The following is an 18,638-nucleotide window of genomic DNA, read 5'->3' as shown; positions in this document are numbered from 1 at the left end:
CTTACATCTAACTTAAAGTTTCATCAAAGAACTCATATAATTGCTCACGGCTTAATTTCTGCTTCTCCGCTGCGTTAAAGTCAGCCTCGATGCGCCCGTCATCGATAACGATCAACCGATTACCATATGCTAAAGCATCCTCTAAATGGTGGGTGATCATCAGACAAGTTTGATTACTTTGGGTAATCCGTCGCTGGGTGTAGTGCATCAGCTGTTCACTGGTTTTGGGATCCAGCGCAGCGGTGTGTTCGTCCAACAATAAAATATCTGGTGTTGTCATGGTTGCCATCAGTAAGCTCAGCGCCTGCCGTTGACCACCAGATAAGTTACCGGTTGGCGTATCTAGATGCTCTTCCAGTCCATTACCGATTTCAGCGGCCATATCGTGAAAATGTTCTCGATTTTGCCGCAATTGCCGCAATTTAAGTGTCCGCCGCTGCCCGCGCTGTTGCGCCAGCAATAAGTTCTCCGCAACTGTCATCCGTGGTGCTGTCCCCATTTTGGGATCCTGAAACACACGACTCAGATGCTGCGCGCGTTTTTCTTCGTTATCCCGGCTAATGTTGCGCCCACGTAAAATCACCTGACCACCAGCTGGTTGTAAGTTGCCGGCAATCGTGTTGAATAATGTCGTTTTACCGGCACCATTCGTTCCTAACACCGTCACGAAATCACCACTATTAATGGTTAAATTCAGTTGCTTGAGAATTTGTCGTTCCTCGTTACCAGTATCAACGGTGACGACGATATCCTTTAATTGTAAAATTGGCTCACTCATGCCGCGCCACCCCATTCCGAATTATTTTTTGCGTATGGAACCGTTTCTGGAACGTTGGCAACATTAAGGCCAACGCTAACACGATAGCTGAAATTAGTTTTAAATCGTCGGTGTTGAAGCCTAATTGCAAGACAATCAGCAAGACGAAGCGATACAAGATACTACCAAGAATTACGGCAACCAACCGTTGATTCAAGGTCAGTTCGCCAAAGGCCACTTCGCCGATAATGATCGACGCCAATCCAATAACGATGACACCGATCCCCATACTAACATCAGCGTAGCCATTGCTTTGCGCCATTAACGCACCGGAGATACCGATGAAACCGTTGGATACCATCAAACCCATGATCGTCATTCCGTCAGTTTTAATGCCTAGTGAACGCGCCATAGTCACATTATCACCGGTTGCGATAAAGGCTTGGCCTAGCTCTGTTTGCAAGAAATAAGTCAAGATGATCAAGGTCACGGCGACAAATAAGAAACCGACAACGACACCATCAAAATACTGTGGCAAACGAGTTAAAAATTTAGCTTTAAATAATGTATTTTCATTTAACAAGGAGACATTGGCTTTGCCCATAACGCGTAAATTAATTGAGTACAAGGCGGTCATGACTAAGATACCGGCTAACAAAATGGGGATTTTGCCTTTCGTGTATAACAAGCCAGTCGCTAACCCAGCCAACATCCCAGCAACAAATGCCAGTAACGTAGCTAGCAGTGGCGACATACCGTGCGTAATCGCGGTAACCGCGACGGCAGCGCCAAAGGGAAACGTTCCTTCAACTGTCATATCAGGAAAATTCAACACGCGGAAAGTTAAAAACAAGCCGACACCGAGAATCCCCCACATTAAACCTTGACCAATCGCTGATGTAATAAGACTCATTTGTAAACCTCCCCTTTCTGTTGTGCTTCTTGTTGCAACTTAGCTGGAATCTTAATGCCAAGTAAGTCTGCTTCTTTTTGATTTAAAATAAGATCACCTTTAGCAACAATTTTAACTGGCGTGGTTGCTGGGGTTGATTTACCCTCTAGCACATCCGCTGCCATATTACCGGTCGCAACACCTAACTGATACTGATTGATACCGTAAGTTGCTAGGCCGCCATCCTTAACCATTGTCCCCGCTGGTGGGAAAACAGGAATCTTCGCAGCGTTGGTATTTTTGACCAGTGTCTGCATGGCCGTCGCAATTGTGTTATCCGTTGGAACGTAAACCGCTTTAACTTGGCGCGCCATTGTTTGTGCTACCTGATCAACATCGTTGGAATTAGAAACGGTGAATTCTTTGATTGTGAAGCCATACTTAGGTGCAATTTTACGGACCACTTTAACTTCGGCCTGCGCAGACGGATCACTCGAGGTATACATGACGCCCAATACTTTAACGTCAGGCATGATCTTGCGGATCAATTTCAATTGATCTGCCGTTGGTGTGCGATTAGACACCCCTGTGATGTTATGGCCGGGGTGCGCATTATTGTTGACCAAGCCCGCCGATTTTGGATTAGAGATGGCACCGAGAATCAATGGCGTCGTCTTATCAGTATTGGCAATAGCCTGTGCGGCTGGTGTTGCGATACCGATATTCAAATCTGTCCCTTCATTTTGGAACCGTTCAGCGATCGACTTCAAATTACTTTGATCACCTTCTGCGTTTTTGAAATCGATCGTCGCAGTTTTACCATCAGTAAAGCCACGCTTACGCAACTGATCGATAGTCCCGCGCCGGATATCATCCAATGCTGGATGCGACATTGTTTGTAAAATCCCAATCGTTGGTTTTTTTACTACTTGCGGCTTATCTGATTTCACGCCACCTTCTTGGAAAAAGGCAAAGCCGAGAAAGACCAGCAACACCCCAATAAACGTTAACATACGTTTCATATGTAGAACCTCCCCATAATCTATAACTGCGAATAATTTTTTAAAACAATTTTGCTAGCACATGTTCCATAAGGACGGCTTATGGCGCACTTTTTTTCAAGAAAAAAAGCAACCACCAATTTTAGGGTGATTGCTTAAAAATAAACAAAAACCCGCATAGTTTGATCTATGCGGGCACGAAGAAAAGCAAGGCCAACATAGATACGATCCTCTGACAGATCGTATCTACATTAGATAACGGTCCGTCTACAGTTGGCTTTGCCACCAGGCATTGTTTAATTGTAAACGACGTTGTTGCACTGCGATTCCTCTTTTCTCGATTTAACTTAGTTCGAGTATAGCTTAACTTAGTTAGAGCTGTCAACAACAAATTTTAATCAAATTCACATTTAGGCCACAGAAAAAGCATTTTACCGCTAAAATGGTGCCTTTTTGCTCACCCAATTTTAACGTGCGTAAAGAAAACTTGCTTGCCACCTTGGGCTAATTCCTGTAATCGTCCCAGTAGCATCACGATCCAGCTAAATGCCAGAACAAAAGCAATCATTTCAAAGGCCGTCGTCGATAGATAACCAATCCCCTGAAAGGCAATTTCTAAACCAAGGAGAATCAACCCTAGCGCATACGAAAAATAAGTGAATTCCTTGGTAATATGCGGCAATAACCAACGGACGCCAATAATTAACAAAATAATGAAATAGACTAAATAACCAGCCAATCGGGTATGCAACACATGAAACCGTGGGTTGTTAGGGAACAGCCCAATTGCACCAAGATCTAGTGCAAAGGCCGTCAATATAACCCGCAGCACCAACAAGCGGCGTGAATGTTGGTAAATCGATTGCAGCGATACAAACAAATAATCAGTCAGCGCCACCATGATCAAGGCGGCACCAATCAAGGTTAAATTAAATTGCCAGCTGCTGATAGCATGGCTAGTGCCTAAAAAACTAAGATTACGCTGCCACCAGTGCTGCTGACCGTTAGTGGCCATTGAGATCGCCACACCACTAATGATTACCGCAGTGAATAGCCACATTAAGCGTGTGGCGTCTAGCGACAAGGCTGACCAGACCATAAAATAATTAACGACAAAATTAAACGCGAAAAGGATGGCTGTAGCGGTGCCCAAATCAAAACTAGCCCCCTCAAACAATAAACCAATCAGCCAGAAAGCACCTAACAAAACTAAGCTCAAAATCAAGGCAAAGGAAAGCACAATGATCGGTAAGTTACGCCAATAAATACGGGCCGCTGAAGACGTCGCTGAACTGTGCCGATTTTTGACAAAGTAAATTGTAAATAGGCTGATACCAGTAACAACCCCTAATATAATTACTGCAGTTGCAATTGATTCCGTGCCCACTAACGCAATCGTATAGCGTTTTAAGTTGAGCAAAACACCGACAAATACCAAACTACTTATAGCGGCAAACACGGCAGCCCACACATAGATTCTCTGTTCATTTTGCGACTTTGGTTCAGCCTGTAGTAAGATGCCTGAATTGGCCACAGTAACTTTTAATTCCTGCTCATCCGTCAACTTAAGCTGATCCGCGATTGCTTCCGGTAGCTTAACTGAATACACACGATTACTCATTTTTACCCTCACTTAATTATTATCGAACCAACTGGTACCTGTTTAACCTACTCCGGAAATAAAAATAAGACTGCAACATAATTTTACTTACGTCACAGCCTCTAGTTTAGCGCTTATCGCAGGATCTGTGCGATTCGCGCAATTTGTTTATTCAACGCTAATGAACTATCATCTTGTTGCTTCTCCGCCGCCTTAAACGCTGCGACATCAATTGTATGCGCCTTATCGTCCACACTGGCTGCCATTTGTGCGCAGCCAGCAACGTAATCTGTATATGCGCTTAGCAATAAATGATGAATACCTAACGCCTTAGCAGGTGGTCGTACTGCCTTGACCGTTGCTAAATTAGCTTCATACTCAGCCACACCACGCTTAAAATTGGCTTTGATACTAGTCCACTGATCGTTACTAATATCGTCAACTGTATCGGTACTGATTGCTGATTTAAGCAGCTCATAATCGCCGTTTAGATCACCAGTCAAGCGTTCAGTTGTTTGAATCAGTTGATCGACCACTTGCGCATAATGCGCCATAACTTGTTGCACTTTTACCATGTTATCCGACCTATCTGTATTATTTATTCATACCCATGCGTCGTTGTACAAATTTGACAATTTCAACAATGATCACGATTGAGAATGAACCACCCAGCACAGTCAACCATTGATGCCAGTCAAGCGGTGTTACGTGGAATAATTGGTTAAATCCTGGTATTAGAATCGTCGCCGCCATTAAAATAGTTGAGGCTAAGATTGCCCAGTTAAAGGCGTGGTTGGCGAAAACGCCACGGTGGAAAATCGTACCGTAAATCGATTTAACGTTGAAGGCATGGAATAATTGAATCAAGCCTAACGTTGCAAAGGCCATTGTCAAAGCATCAGCATGGGCTAAACTACCACTGGCATGGACTGGGAATGTAATTCCAATCCAATAAACCGTCAGCGTGATCAGTCCTTCCAATAAGCCTTGATAAATAATTGACTTACTTAAACCGCCGGACAAGAAATTCGACTTACGTCCACGCGGTTTATGTTTCATAATATCGCGTTCTGTCGGTTCAATCCCTAACGCAATCGCAGGGAACGTATCCGTGACTAAATTGATCCAAAGAATTTGTACAGGTGCCAAAATTTGCCAACCAAGAATTGTCATCATGAACAAGGTCAAAACTTCACCTAAGTTAGCTGATAGCAGGTACTGAATTGCTTTTTGAATATTGGCGAAAACTTTCCGCCCTTCTTCAACGGCAACGACAATCGTGGAGAAATTATCGTCCGCCAAGACCATATCTGAAGCGTTCTTAGAAACTTCAGTACCGGTGATTCCCATGCCAATGCCGATATCGGCAGCTTTTAGGGCCGGCGCGTCATTGACACCATCACCAGTCATCGCAACAACCTTACCTCGTTTCTGCCATGCTTTGACGATCCGCACCTTATGTTCTGGCGCTACACGGGCATAAACAGAATAGTTGCCGACTTTTTTGGCAAATTCTTCGTCACTCATATCATCAAGTTCATTACCGCTGATGATTGCTTTTTCATCATTATCACCAATAATACCTAAGCGCTTAGCAATTGCTTCGGCAGTATCGCGGTGGTCACCGGTGATCATCATTGGCCGGATACCGGCTTGCTTAGCTTCGCGCACGGCACCAGCCACTTCTGGCCGTTCTGGATCGATCATGCCGACTAAGCCAGCAAAAATTAAATCTTGTTCGACCGTCTCCGTGTCCACTTTTTCTGGGACTTCGGAGACAATTTTATACGCCATCCCTAAAACACGCAAGGCTTGACGAGCTAATTGAGTGTTAGTGGACAAAATCAAGTCACGTTCAGTATCGTCCATTGTCTTAACTTCGTCATTCAAACGGTACTGTGTTGTCCGCTTCAGTAGCTGATCTGGCGCACCCTTAGTAGCGATCAAGTAACGGCCATCCGCTAACTCATGGATCGTGGTCATTAATTTACGTTCTGAATCAAACGGTACTTCATTGACCCGCGGTAATTCGTTGAGCAAACTAGCGACATCTAAATCATGTGCCAAGCCAAATTGAACCAGCGCCGTTTCAGTAGGATCACCTAATAGGTTACCTTCTTTGTCCATCTTAGTATCATTGGCCAAAATCATCGCTTGCACTGCCATATTGTCCAGTGTGATTTTAGTTTCGCCAGCCACTTCCAATTGATTATTGGTAAATAGCCGTTCAACGGTCATTTTATTTTGCGTTAGTGTCCCTGTTTTATCAGAGGCAATGATATCAGTGCTACCTAACGTTTCGACTGCCGGCAACTTACGGACAATAGCATTACGTTTGGCCATCCGTTTAGTACCAAGCGCCAACGTAACGGTTACGATTGCTGGTAGTCCTTCTGGAATTGCTGCGACTGCTAAGGAAATGGCGGTCAACAACATATTTAATAACGATTCCCGTTGATTCAGCATGCCTAGCACAAAAATCAATACAGACAAGAACAGAATCAACCAAGTTAACGTCTTACCTAATGAATTTAAGTTTTCTTGTAACGGTGTTTTAGTTTCATCAGTTTGATTCAACATTCCAGCGATACGACCAACTTCGGTTTGCATCCCTGTCGCCACAACAACACCGGTACCACGGCCGTTAGTGATATTACTATTCATAAACGCCATATTCGTTTGGTCGCCGAGGCTAATTTTTTTATCAGCCACCGCCGTCAACGACTCAGTTTGCTTTTCAACTGGCACTGATTCACCGGTTAAAGCTGCTTCTTCCACGCGCAACGTTTGTGCGGCAATCAGCCGGAGATCCGCTGGCACCACGTCGCCGGCTTCCAGCAAAACAATATCGCCGGGCACCACATCTTCGCTTTTGATCGTGATCAGTTCACCATCACGGCGGATATGCGCCATGGGTGCCGACATTTCTTTCAGCGCGTCGATGGCAGCTTCAGCCTGAACTTCTTGGAATACACCGAATACCGCGTTTAAAACAACCACCAATAAGATGATCACCGCGTCGGCTGTCTCACCACTAAATGCCGCCACGATTGCTGCCACTAATAATACAGCAATCATAAAATCTTTAAATTGATCGATAAACCGTTCAATGATGGTCTTACGCCGTTTAGCAACTAAACTATTGGCGCCACCTTCATCCAGCCGTTTTTGTGCTTCGGCCTTGGTCAATCCTGATTCAGTGGTGTGGAGTGTGCTTTGCACTTCAGTAGTGCTTGTGCTGTAGAACTTCTTCTCTTGGGCCAAAAATAATTCCCCCTCATGGATAGATTCGCAGCATACAAAAAGTGAGGCCCATGTATGTTGCAGAAACACACATAAGTCTCACTCTTTAAGATAACACCAGAAAAGTCGACGGACTTCCTTGTTGACGACGTTATCACGAAGTATTGAGCCACTTCGCAAGTTACTCCCCTATGATTTAAGCTTAGTATAACTGATTGGTTATCTATTTTACAAGTAAAAAACCAATCAGCACCAAAATTTATCAAAAATAGTAATTGGTAAATGACGTTTATGCGCTGTTTTTAAATACCAGCCTTCAATTTTAGCCGCTGCGGCAGGGTCAATATTTTTCCCCTCAAGATAGTCATCAATATCGTCATAATGAACGCCTAACGCGACTTCATCCGGCAGTGCGGGTCGATTTTCTTCTAGATCCGCAGTTGGTACCTTTAAATAAAGGTGTTCCGGCGCACCAAGCACTTTGAGCATTTGCTTGCCTTGGCGTTTGTCTAATCGATAAAGTGGCACTAAATCAGCACCACCATCACCGAACTTGGTGTAGAAACCAGTAATTGATTCCGCTGAATGATCAGTGCCTAAAACAACACCTTGGCGGGCACCAGCAATACCGTACTGCGCAATCATTCGCTGCCGCGCTTTAATATTACCTTTGTTAAAATCATTGATCGATAATTGATTCGCTTCTAACGCTGCTAACGTGGCATCAACGGCCGGCTTAATATTAACGCGCATGGTTTCATCAGCTTGGATAAACTCAATTGCCGCCATTGCATCACTTTCATCGGCTTGTTCACCATAAGGTAAGCGAACGGCAATAAAATGGTATGCATTATCGCCGGTTTCCGTGCGCATTTCTGCAGCCGCCATTTGGCCTAAACGCCCAGCTAATGTAGAATCTTGACCGCCAGAGATACCAAGAACCAAAGTTTTAACAAACGGATATTTTTTTAGATAAGCTTTTAAAAAATCAACACTTTTACGAATTTCTTCTTGCGGATCGATCACGGGTTTAGTTTTCATTGCCGCAATAATCTCTTTTTGCAATGGGCGCATTGGCTCAGCTCCTTTAATCAGATTAATTTTCATTATACCACGCCCTGCTTATCGTTGCCGCCGCTCAACCTAACATCGTATGTCAGGTTGAGCTACAAAAAATACCACGCAAGCACAATGTTTGCGTGGTATCCCTGAGTATTACTAAGCTTTCTTACCGTTCACTGAATCGCGCACTTGCTGCACGATTTTCATTTTATGGTCATACAATTTTTGCGACAAATCAACCGGATAGTCTTGCGGATTCAAATCACGTTTGTATTCATCCCATAGTGACTCCAACATTGCCGATGAATAGCGGCGAATTTCTGACAATTCAGGTAGTTCATAAACGAGCTGACCATCATGATAAATTGTCCGCAACAAAGGCCGCGCATTGAAATTCTCAATCGTCTTATTGATATACGTGTAATTAGGATGGAACATGTACAGCGATTGTTCCGCCAACGGATCTTCATCCCAAAACGTAATATAATCGCCTTCGGATTTGCCATCAGCCTTCTTAGTAATGCGCCAAACTTGCTTCTTTCCTGGTGTGGAAACCTTAATGGCGTTACTAGATAGCTTGACGGTATCTTGCATTTTACCATTTTCATCTTCAATGGCCACCAACTTGTAGACTGCACCTAAAGCTGGCTGATCATATGCCGTAATCAAATGCGTGCCCACGCCCCAAACATCAATCTTAGCGTGCTGCATTTTTAAGTTTTGAATCGTTTTTTCGTCTAAATCGTTAGACGCGTAAATCTTGGCTTCCGGATAACCGGCCTCATCCAATTGTTGCCGCACGCGCTTAGAAATATAGGCCATATCGCCAGAATCGATGCGCACACCTTGAAAATTGATTTTGTCGCCCATTTCATTAGCCACACGAATCGCATTTGGCACACCGCTTTTTAGCGTATCGTAAGTATCAACGAGAAATACGCAATTCTTGTGTGTTTCGGCGTAGGCCTTAAAGCCGCGATAATCACTACGATAAGCCTGAATGAGCGAATGCGCATGGGTGCCGCTAACGGGAATCCCAAAAATTTTACCGGCGCGAACATTACTGGTGGCATCAAAACCACCAATATAAGCAGCTCGGGTACCCCACAAAGCTGCGTCCATTTCTTGTGCTCGCCGCGTACCAAATTCCATGACACCATCAGTACCGACAACGGAACGAATCCGTGCTGCCTTGGTGGCAATTAGCGTTTGATAGTTGACCATATTTAATAACGCCGTTTCAACTAATTGACAATCCGCCAACGGACCTTCAACTTGTAAAATCGGTTCATTATTGAAAACTAAATCACCTTCCACCGCTGAACGAATCGTACCGGTGAACTTAAAATTTTTCAAATAAGTTAAGAATTCTTCTGGATAGTCCTCAGCTTCACGCAAGTAATCAATATCAGAATCCGTGAAGGAAAGTTGCTGGATAAAACGAACGACATGTTCCAAACCGGCGAAAATCGCGTAACCATTGCCAAATGGCATCTCCCGAAAGTAACATTCAAAAACCGCCTGTCGGTTGTGAATTCCTTCTTGCCAATAGGTTAACATCATATTGATTTGGTATAAATCGGTATGCAGTGTGTAACTGTCATCCGGATATAGTTTAGTCATCATCAGTCTCCACTTTTAGTTTTACAGATAGTTTAGCATTTTTAAGGTTGGGTTGCGACTATTTCCCTGATAATTGTTGGTAGGCCCGCCACATCTGCCAGCGCCCCTGCACCATTGCTTCGAAACTGCGCCGCTGCATCCCAGTGGCGTTATCACCATGGCGGACATAACTCATCAACGGCTGCCGGAGCACCACCGTTTTTAGATGGTGGCGATGGGCCACTAAAAATAGCCACTGATCGTGCATGGCAATTTTTTCTGGAAAAGGGAGTGCCTGCTGCAATAAGCGCTGGCTCACGGCCATCATCGCGCCGGTATAGCCATTTTTTAATAAGTTGCTGACCAGTGTTTGTGGTAGCTGATTGTGGTTATACTGATTCCATGACGCCGCAATTTGTGTGTCCGTACCATCAACCACGACACCATCGTGAACGATCAAATCAGCGTGTTGCCGTTGAAAGGCGGCTACCACTTGCGCCACCTTGTCAGCAAACCAAATATCGTCTTGGTCGGATAAAAAGACTAACTCGCCACGTGCTTGCTGCAACGCTCGCGCAAAACTTTTAATAGGGCCATGATTGTGCTGACTAACTGACAGCCGTACATGCACTGGACTAGCTGCCACCGTTTGCTTGATCACCGCCACGGTGTCGTCGGTCGAGTGATCATCAACAATGATCACTTCATCCTGTGCATCTAGTTGCGGCAAGATTGAATTCAGTTGACGCGCCACTGTTTTGGCGCCATTATAGGTGGCCATACAGACTGAAAGCATGAGCAGATCCCCTTTGATATGAATGAGTTTTAGAAAAAGCGCCAACCCCATTTGTTGAAATAGTGCACCATTGAGCGCAGAAATTGTTTAAACCCGCGAGTACTTTTATGCGAAGCCCGCGCGTAATAATGGATCACTGGTGCATCCGGCAAGTAGAAAATCTGGCCGCCAGCTTGATTGATGCGCATGCACAGATCGTTGTCTTCAAAATACATAAAGAACCGCTCATCAAAACCACCGATCTGGCGCATCATACTAGCACGCAAGAACATGAAAGCACCAGAGCCAAATTTGATCTGCTGTCGCTCTTCACTAAGATCACGGCATTCGTAACGCGCGATTCGTTTAGCAAATAGGCGCTTAATAAATTTGCCCCGAGTAAAACGCAACATATAATCAAACACATCCAATTTGTAACGAATCAGATGTTGTACTTGACCATCTGGGTTAGTGATTTTGGGCGCAATCATGCTTACTTTAGGATGTGCGGCAATAAAATTGTACATGGTTGCAAAACTGGCTTGCGTGATCAAAATATCCGGATTACAACAAATAAAGTAGTCATCATGACTTTGCGCTAAATTAACATTATGCCCATATCCAAAACCACGATTATCCTGTGCCGCGGTAATATGAATTTGTTTGCTGGCCAAGCTACGTAATTTTTGCACGTATGCTGGTGTCGAGTGATTGTCAAAAATACGTAAAGTCACCGGATAATACGGTAGAACCTCCGTTTGAAAATGCGCCACCGCTTCAAAGATGTGTTCACTATTATAAGTCACGATACTAACCGTTACTCGTGCCATGCTTTCACCTGTTTCTATCTCGTCAATTTCAAAAAATAAAGGGCCAAAAGCAATCACGCCTTTTAGCCCTTTATTTTCAAAGCGCAGCTAATTATTCTGCGTCAGCGCCGAATTCTCGCGTGACAACTTTTTGTGCTGCCTCGATGACTTGATCCATATTGTAATATTTGTATTGTCCTAAACGACCACCAAAAATCACGTTTGGTTGGCTTGCGGCTAGTTCACGATATTGCTTGAACAAGCTATTGTTGCGTTTATCGTTAACTGGGTAATAAGGTTCGTCCCCGCGCTGCCAATTTTCTGGATACTCGCGTGTAATGATGGTTTTATTTTTATCACCTTTACCGAATTCAAAATGCTTATGCTCAATGATTCGCGTATATGGTGTTTCAGCATCGGTATAGTTGATAACCGCGTTACCTTGATAGTTATCCACATCAAGTTCTTCTTCTTCAAAACGCAAGCCCCGATATTCTAACTCGCCTAATTGGTAATTGAAGAATTGATCGATCATCCCAGTAAAGACAACATGAGGGTAATCAGCTAAATATTGATCTTTATTAGCAAAGAAATCTTGATTTAATTCAACGTCGATCAACGGATCAGCCAGCATTTTCTCAACGATCTGCGTATAACCGCCAATTGGAATTCCTTGATACGTGTCATTAAAGTAGTTGTTATCGTAAATGTAGCGGACTGGTAAGCGCCGAATAATAAATGCTGGTAATTCAGTTGCTTTGCGGCCCCACTGCTTTTCAGTATACCCTTTAATCAGCTTTTCATAAACATCAGTACCAATTAATGAAATAGCCTGTTCTTCCAAGTTTTCTGGCCGCTTGTCCCCAAGAACTTTACGTTGTTCTTCGATTTTAGCTTTGGCCTCAGCTGGTGTGACCACGCCCCACATTTTGTTAAACGTGTTCATGTTAAATGGTAAATTATACAGTTCACCCTTATAATTGGCTACTGGTTCATTAGTGTAACGATTAAATTCGGCAAATTGTTGAACGAAATCCCAAGTTTTCTTGATACTTGTATGGAAAATATGTGCACCAAATTTATGAACTTGGATACCAGCTTTTTCTTCCGTATAGATATGCCCAGAAATGTGGTCGTCTTTTTCAATGATTTTGACCCGCTTGCCGCGCTTGGCTGCTTCATAGGCAAAAACGGCACCAAATAAGCCAGCACCAACAACTAAATAATCATAATCTTTCATGTTAAATTCCTTTCTACTCCGTGATCAAGGATTTTCATTAGCCTAAAAAGCTAATAAGCCACTATGTATAAGCGGGGCCACTTGCATAAGTGGCCGTAATCGCCTAGCGCTACATCCTGGAAATTGCGTCGTTTCACGCAAACAACAAGTATTTTAGCATAATTGAACCTACTTTAGCCACCTAACAGCCAATTGTTACTAAAGGCTGGAATCACGGTGTCGTGCAGCAACGGGACAATTTCAAAATAAACCACCGCGGCCACATACGCCATGAAGATGCCAATATATAACCAACGTAAATAATATTTGCACGGTAATGCATCCAAAGCAGTTAAAAAAGCCACGATCATAAATGGAATGACATCACGCAATGCCCGTGCAAAAGAAAATTCATAGGTATACAGTGGCATGGTCAAGACACCAACCACCGTAAAGGTAAATGCCAACCAAATGATCTGTCGTTGCCGTGGCGTTAGAAGCTGGCGCTCGGTCAAATACTGATAGCTATAATAGGTAAACACTAGATCAAAAATACTAAATAACCAAAACGGCAAATAACCAAGCCGTACCTTTTGTACAAAATAAAGCGATAAATGACTGAGGTGCAGCTGATCCAATAAACTTAACAGTAATTGGCTAAACGCCGGCACCATCACGACAACTGAAAACAGAAAAACGACACTTAACAGTCCAATTTTCCATAAATTCCGTGAATCGAAATAGTACAACGGAATCACCAATAAATACAATACGCCTAAAACCTGAAAGCTGGCACCTAATAAAACAAAAAAGGTGAATAAAGCTAAATTACGGTACGTTTTTTCTAACAGAAAATGACTAGCGTAGACTAGTAGCGCCATCATCATGAAATTACGTAATTGAATTAAATCCAAGAAAAACGGGTAGCAAAAATAAAAGGCCATAAATGCCGCCGAGTGCTGGGTCAGCTTTTTGACACCGCGATACAAGATGATCAAGAAAACAGCGGCTAATACAAGCCGGAAATGCTGATAATCTAAGCCAAAATGAGGCCCGAGCCAAGTCAAAACCCGATATCCTGGCTCACCATATGCAATATGGGCATTGTAAAGCCATTGATACGTGAAAAAATCAGCATTATTTGTGTTGGCGCCCATCAAGATGATTAAGCATAACACAAATAGCCACTCAAGCCAGCGCTTTTTAAAATGGCGCAGACTTGCGGCTAAATTTAAAATGTAAGTGAGCGTTGTCGCTGCTAATAAATACACGCTATCCCAACCTTACCTTGACGTTACGTGGCGCTGCCATAGCTCGCGCACAAAAATCCAGAGGAAACCAAGCAAAATGCCCGCAAATATAAATTTTATCATCAATTCACTCCTTGAGATCGTCGTTATCTGGCGGTCTGCGCTAGTCGCTCGTGCTAATACCCGGCTATTGTGTAGTTGATATTGCTTTTCAAATTGTTGCACGGCTACTTTAGCAGCAATATTAGCAGCTTTTACGGCAGCACGCGGTTTACCAGTAGTCACTTTAATTTCAATCAAACCTGAATTTTTTAGCGTTATCGCCGCAATATCGTTTGGCCGTGTAAACGTCGCCGCCAAGTCAGCTTTTTTCAAGGCACGGCTGACGGCTTTGTTAGTTGTTGGCGACTTGAAATTATTGATAAAAACTTGACTTAATTCGCTACCATTTGAATAGCGCAGATACTGCGTTTGGCCAATTTTTTGGCTCCGTACCTGCGTTAAACTGATCAACGCTCGACTATGATAGATTGTCGTTGCCTTTGGTGGGACAACGATACTAAAAATAAAACCAATAACGCCGAAAATCAAGCCACTTAGTAAGACACCTTTAAGCAAATAAAATAAACGGTTTAAACTGACACTTGGCTGCTTCATCTACACACCTCAATTGCCAAAATATAAAACGGCATTAAAAGGCACCAATGCTTGCGACTCCTGCTGTAACGCAAAAGCAGCCTTTTTTGTGGTCACACCTTGTTGCAAGAATAACAACCGTGCATCAGCCACATGTAGTGCCAACTGTTGATTGCCGGCAATCTGCGCTGAATTAGCCAGTATAATAATTCGCTGAAAGTCAGTCTTGAAGCGTGCCATGCACTGTTCAAATTCGGCTAACGTCAACAAAGCGGCAGTGTTTTGCGCTGCCTTAGGCAAGGTTGTGACTGCGCCTTGTTGGTAGTCTAACGGTAAATCAGCGACTGCTAATTGCTTTAGCAGCGCCGCATCAGTCGCTAGATCCAGCAATAGTACGCGTTCGCCATCAGCGGCATAATGAGCTGCCAAAGCTTGCACGGCTGTCTGCATTTCAGGACTGCTCACCGGTAGTTGGGCCACTAAAATTTGCGCATTAGGTACAGCAATATCTACGGCGTTGCGCACAGCCGCTAATTGTACGGCACTGGGTTGCTGGCTCAAAATAAATGGCGTGGCGGCCAAAGTCGATTCTACAAAATAACGACTACGAATCCGCCGATCAAAAATTTCAACGCCACAACCGCTAGCTAAGCCTAAAACGACCGCAGCTGCAATTAAAACGACGATTCGTTTTACTGGTAACCGTTGCAAAGCCATCGTTTCTTGCGCAACCCGTGGCTTAGCCGTTACTTTTCCTGCGCCTAAGCCCATAATACTTTTCACCTGTTTACTGGCGATATTGGCATAGACGGTAGCAATCTGCTTAGCGCGCTTCTTTTTAGCATCAGTAACATTGATTTCCACCAGTGAACTATTGTTGTTTGTATGTGCATTCACCTGACGCTCTAACTTACGCAATGAGATTTTAACACCTTGTGTCGCTAACTTTTTCTGGACTGGCCGCGCCACCAGATCCGTGCCGATCGCATCGGCAAACGTATTGACATACTGGAAATTGACCGTCTGATCCAGCACAACTTGTTGCTTATTTTCCGGTAACGTCAATAAAACTTGACTAGTTGCATTGTACTTAGCTGGTGTGTTCGGTGCCTTACGTCCTAGATGCAAGGCAAAAAAGCCGCCAACTAAGATGATCACGGCCACTAAAATCTCAATCAATAGCCGCCGTTTTAGCACATCACTGATCTCACGCCAATTAATTTTCTTGTTTTCTAACATAGGTTCACCTTTTTCGCAGTATTATTGCCGCTATTAGGCATTGATTTCTTGCATGAATGCCGCTAACGCCTCTTGCCAAGTTGCTAGCTTAAAGCCAGTCGCTTTAGTTTTGCTTAAATCCAAGATCGAATGCCGCGGCCGCCAAGCCTTCTGCGGATACTCAGCGGAAGTTACTGGACTAATAGTGACGTCTTTGCCTTTAAGGATCGCCTGGGCAAATTCATACCAGTTACAACTATTATCGTTAGACAAGTGGTAAATCCCGTAATCAATATGATGATCCAAAACAAAGGTCATGAATTCAGCTAATGTCCGTGTCCATGATGGACGGCCAAATTGGTCGTTAACCACCGTCAAATGGTCATGCGTTTTGGCCAAATTTAACATTGTGTAGACAAAGTTTTTACCATATTCACCATAAACCCATGAGGTGCGGATAATATAATATTTGTCAGCCAACCGTTGTACCGCTTGCTCACCTTCATATTTAGCGCGGCCATATTCATTGCGTGGCGCTGGTTGTGCGTCAACCGCGTATTCAGTATCTTTGTCACCATCAAAAACGTAATCCGTGCTGATATAAACAACGATTGCGCCAACTTTATTAGCTGCTGCCGCAATATTTGCCGTCCCATCCACGTTAACGGTTTGGTTGATTGCCTTACCTGGCATTTCTTCAGCGGCATCAACGGCAGTGTAAGCAGCACAATGATAGACAACCTGGGGCTTAAAATCAGTAAAATAAGCATCAACTGCTGCTGCATCCGTAATGTCTAATTCTTTACTATCAGTTGCCCGATAACTGGTATCCCGAGCGTCCAATAAATGGCGTAATTCCGTACCTAGTTGGCCATTGGCGCCAGTAATTAAAATTCGCATAGTAAGCTCTCCTTATTTTATTCAATTATATGTACGAAAAAGCAGGGCAAACGTGCCTATTGCTTCAATACGCTTGTACTACTTCACATTTTATTTACTTCAACCCAGCGCGCGCCTTCAATGGTTGCCACCAAGCTTCATTATCTTCAAACCATTTAATCGTCTTCACGATTCCTGTATCAAAGGTGTACTCAGGTGCCCACCCAAGTTCCGTTTCGATTTTCTTGGGATCGATAGCGTAACGGCGATCATGACCTAACCGATCCGCCACATACTTGATCCGTGAATCAGGCAAGTCCAAAGCGGCAACGATACGGTGGACGATTTGGTTATTCGTCCGTTCATTATGACCGCCAACGTTGTAGACTTCACCTTTTTTACCTTCACGGAAAACTAGGTCGATGGCGCGGCAATGATCCGTGACGTATAACCAGTCGCGGATATTTTTGCCATCACCATAAATCGGCAAGTCTTTGCCTTCCATCCCGTTTGAAACCATTAACGGAATCAATTTTTCTGGGAATTGGTAAGGACCATAGTTGTTAGAGCAACGGGTGATGTTCACGTTCAACCCGTAAGTTTCGTAGTAAGCCCGAACAATCATGTCCGCGGAAGCTTTACTGGCGGAGTATGGCGAATTGGGCTGCAATGGCGATGTTTCTTCAAAATAGCCTTCAGCGCCTAACGTACCGTAAACTTCATCGGTTGAAACTTGCAAATATTTAGTGACGTTTTCTTTTTTAGCCACGTCTAATAAGGCCAGCGTCCCTTGGACATTAGTTTCGATGAAGACTTCGGGATGCAAGATTGAACGATCCACATGGGATTCAGCGGCGAAATTAATGATGCCATCAATGTTAAATTCATGAACTAAATGGGTCACCAATTCACGATTAGTAATATTACCGTGGACAAAATGATGCCGTGGTTCGTCCTTTAAATCGTCTAAATTATGGCTATTCCCCGCATAGGTCAGTAAATCCAAGTTGACGATGGTATCTTCCGGATGCGCGTCCAACATATAATGGACAAAGTTAGCGCCGATAAAACCAGCACCACCAGTAACTAACAAGTTCATTTATTTGGCCTCCCAAGTAAAGTTCAGTTCTGCGTCTTTCAACTGTGGATGGTGTTGATCCTTTTCGGACAAGACCAAATGATCCAATGGCATTGGCCAAACAATGCCAATATCAGGATCATCATAAGCGATACCGCGATCAGCTTTGGGTTCATAGTAGCCGTCAACTTTGTACGCCACATTCACGTTGGGCGTCAACGTGACGAAACCGTGAGCGAAACCTTTTGGTACGAGCAATTGGCGATGGTTATATTCGCTGAGAATGTAGCCTTCCCACTGGCCGTATGTGGGTGAACCTTTACGGACATCCACCAATACATCATAGATCACGCCAGTAATCGCGCGAAGTAACTTAGTTTGCGCATAAGGGGCTAATTGATAATGCATCCCCCGCAACACACCCGGTTCAACCGATAATGATTGATTATCTTGATTGAAGTCATTGTCAATGCCAGCTTCAATAAATTTATTCTTGGTGTAAGTTTCTGTGAAAAAGCCGCGATGATCGCCGAAAACATCGGTTTCGACGATGCGGACATCTTGTAAGTTTGTTTTTAATACGTTCATTGTTATCTCCCTATCTTTGCTTAAACGTG

Annotated in this window: 17 protein-coding genes; all 17 read right to left on the bottom strand. The window is 43.8% G+C overall.

Features of this window, described 5'->3' with window-relative positions; all coding sequences use genetic code 11:
• Nucleotides 1-7: 7 nt before the first annotated feature.
• Nucleotides 8-778, bottom strand: coding sequence for an ABC transporter ATP-binding protein (locus EKM80_RS08015; protein WP_125552597.1), 771 nt, complete (start codon nt 776-778; stop codon nt 8-10).
• Nucleotides 771-1,670 (bottom strand): ABC transporter permease, encoded by a 900-nt coding sequence (locus EKM80_RS08010; protein ID WP_125552596.1) that lies wholly within the window; start codon nt 1,668-1,670, stop codon nt 771-773. The genes EKM80_RS08015 and EKM80_RS08010 overlap by 8 nt, the downstream gene beginning before the upstream one ends.
• Nucleotides 1,667-2,671 (bottom strand): tryptophan ABC transporter substrate-binding protein, encoded by a 1,005-nt coding sequence (trpX, locus tag EKM80_RS08005; RefSeq protein ID WP_125552595.1) that lies wholly within the window; start codon nt 2,669-2,671, stop codon nt 1,667-1,669. Before trpX ends, EKM80_RS08010 begins: the two co-directional genes overlap by 4 nt.
• A gap of 436 nt (nt 2,672-3,107) precedes the next feature.
• Nucleotides 3,108-4,271, bottom strand: a complete 1,164-nt coding sequence (locus EKM80_RS08000; protein ID WP_125552594.1) for a DUF998 domain-containing protein — start codon at nt 4,269-4,271, stop codon at nt 3,108-3,110.
• Nucleotides 4,272-4,384: 113 nt separating this feature from the next.
• Entirely contained in the window at nt 4,385-4,825 is a 441-nt protein-coding gene (locus tag EKM80_RS07995; protein ID WP_125552593.1) for a hypothetical protein, read from the bottom strand.
• 19 nt (nt 4,826-4,844) lie between these two features.
• Nucleotides 4,845-7,514 (bottom strand): cation-translocating P-type ATPase, encoded by a 2,670-nt coding sequence (locus tag EKM80_RS07990; RefSeq protein ID WP_125552592.1) that lies wholly within the window; start codon nt 7,512-7,514, stop codon nt 4,845-4,847.
• Between the two features lie 225 nt (nt 7,515-7,739).
• Nucleotides 7,740-8,567 carry an ammonia-dependent NAD(+) synthetase gene (nadE, locus tag EKM80_RS07985; protein ID WP_125552591.1) on the bottom strand — a complete coding sequence of 276 codons (828 nt, stop codon included), beginning with the start codon at nt 8,565-8,567 and terminating at the stop codon, nt 7,740-7,742.
• Nucleotides 8,568-8,711: 144 nt separating this feature from the next.
• Nucleotides 8,712-10,178, bottom strand: coding sequence for a nicotinate phosphoribosyltransferase (locus EKM80_RS07980; protein ID WP_125552607.1), 1,467 nt, complete (start codon nt 10,176-10,178; stop codon nt 8,712-8,714).
• Nucleotides 10,179-10,236: 58 nt separating this feature from the next.
• The gene (locus EKM80_RS07975; RefSeq protein WP_125552590.1) at nt 10,237-10,953 is read right to left on the bottom strand and encodes a glycosyltransferase; all 717 of its coding nucleotides are present in this window, start codon (nt 10,951-10,953) and stop codon (nt 10,237-10,239) included.
• Between the two features lie 29 nt (nt 10,954-10,982).
• The gene (locus EKM80_RS07970; protein WP_125552589.1) at nt 10,983-11,762 is read right to left on the bottom strand and encodes a glycosyltransferase family 2 protein; all 780 of its coding nucleotides are present in this window, start codon (nt 11,760-11,762) and stop codon (nt 10,983-10,985) included.
• A gap of 91 nt (nt 11,763-11,853) precedes the next feature.
• Nucleotides 11,854-12,981 (bottom strand): UDP-galactopyranose mutase, encoded by a 1,128-nt coding sequence (gene glf / locus EKM80_RS07965; protein ID WP_125552588.1) that lies wholly within the window; start codon nt 12,979-12,981, stop codon nt 11,854-11,856.
• 173 nt (nt 12,982-13,154) lie between these two features.
• A complete protein-coding gene (locus tag EKM80_RS07960) occupies nt 13,155-14,231 on the bottom strand; it encodes an EpsG family protein (RefSeq protein WP_125552587.1) in 1,077 nt (358 codons plus the stop codon).
• 12 nt (nt 14,232-14,243) lie between these two features.
• Nucleotides 14,244-14,867: a YveK family protein gene (locus EKM80_RS07955; RefSeq protein WP_125552586.1), complete on the bottom strand. Its 624-nt coding sequence runs from the start codon at nt 14,865-14,867 to the stop codon at nt 14,244-14,246.
• 9 nt (nt 14,868-14,876) lie between these two features.
• A complete protein-coding gene (locus EKM80_RS07950) occupies nt 14,877-16,085 on the bottom strand; it encodes a YveK family protein (protein WP_125552585.1) in 1,209 nt (402 codons plus the stop codon).
• Between the two features lie 33 nt (nt 16,086-16,118).
• A complete protein-coding gene (rfbD, locus tag EKM80_RS07945; RefSeq protein WP_125552584.1) occupies nt 16,119-16,964 on the bottom strand; it encodes a dTDP-4-dehydrorhamnose reductase in 846 nt (281 codons plus the stop codon).
• Between the two features lie 94 nt (nt 16,965-17,058).
• A complete protein-coding gene (gene rfbB / locus EKM80_RS07940) occupies nt 17,059-18,042 on the bottom strand; it encodes a dTDP-glucose 4,6-dehydratase (protein WP_125552583.1) in 984 nt (327 codons plus the stop codon).
• A complete protein-coding gene (gene rfbC / locus EKM80_RS07935) occupies nt 18,043-18,609 on the bottom strand; it encodes a dTDP-4-dehydrorhamnose 3,5-epimerase (RefSeq protein ID WP_164509526.1) in 567 nt (188 codons plus the stop codon).
• Nucleotides 18,610-18,638 lie beyond the last annotated feature (29 nt).

Source organism: Loigolactobacillus jiayinensis, from assembly GCF_003946445.1.
GTDB classification, from domain to species: Bacteria; Bacillota; Bacilli; order Lactobacillales; family Lactobacillaceae; genus Loigolactobacillus; species Loigolactobacillus jiayinensis.
The sequence above is the reverse complement of the archived record's forward strand: the minus strand, read 5'-3'. Positions and strand labels throughout refer to the sequence as shown.

Coding starts and splice junctions, on each gene's coding strand:
- EKM80_RS08015 (WP_125552597.1), bottom strand. CDS start 778: ATGAGTGAGCCAATTTTACAATTAAAGGATATCGTCGTCACCGTTGAT.
- EKM80_RS08010 (WP_125552596.1), bottom strand. CDS start 1,670: ATGAGTCTTATTACATCAGCGATTGGTCAAGGTTTAATGTGGGGGATT.
- trpX (WP_125552595.1), bottom strand. CDS start 2,671: ATGAAACGTATGTTAACGTTTATTGGGGTGTTGCTGGTCTTTCTCGGC.
- EKM80_RS08000 (WP_125552594.1), bottom strand. CDS start 4,271: ATGAGTAATCGTGTGTATTCAGTTAAGCTACCGGAAGCAATCGCGGAT.
- EKM80_RS07995 (WP_125552593.1), bottom strand. CDS start 4,825: ATGGTAAAAGTGCAACAAGTTATGGCGCATTATGCGCAAGTGGTCGAT.
- nadE (WP_125552591.1), bottom strand. CDS start 8,567: ATGCGCCCATTGCAAAAAGAGATTATTGCGGCAATGAAAACTAAACCC.
- EKM80_RS07980 (WP_125552607.1), bottom strand. CDS start 10,178: ATGACTAAACTATATCCGGATGACAGTTACACACTGCATACCGATTTA.
- EKM80_RS07975 (WP_125552590.1), bottom strand. CDS start 10,953: ATGCTTTCAGTCTGTATGGCCACCTATAATGGCGCCAAAACAGTGGCG.
- EKM80_RS07970 (WP_125552589.1), bottom strand. CDS start 11,762: ATGGCACGAGTAACGGTTAGTATCGTGACTTATAATAGTGAACACATC.
- glf (WP_125552588.1), bottom strand. CDS start 12,981: ATGAAAGATTATGATTATTTAGTTGTTGGTGCTGGCTTATTTGGTGCC.
- EKM80_RS07955 (WP_125552586.1), bottom strand. CDS start 14,867: ATGAAGCAGCCAAGTGTCAGTTTAAACCGTTTATTTTATTTGCTTAAA.
- EKM80_RS07950 (WP_125552585.1), bottom strand. CDS start 16,085: ATGTTAGAAAACAAGAAAATTAATTGGCGTGAGATCAGTGATGTGCTA.
- rfbD (WP_125552584.1), bottom strand. CDS start 16,964: ATGCGAATTTTAATTACTGGCGCCAATGGCCAACTAGGTACGGAATTA.
- rfbB (WP_125552583.1), bottom strand. CDS start 18,042: ATGAACTTGTTAGTTACTGGTGGTGCTGGTTTTATCGGCGCTAACTTT.
- rfbC (WP_164509526.1), bottom strand. CDS start 18,609: ATGAACGTATTAAAAACAAACTTACAAGATGTCCGCATCGTCGAAACC.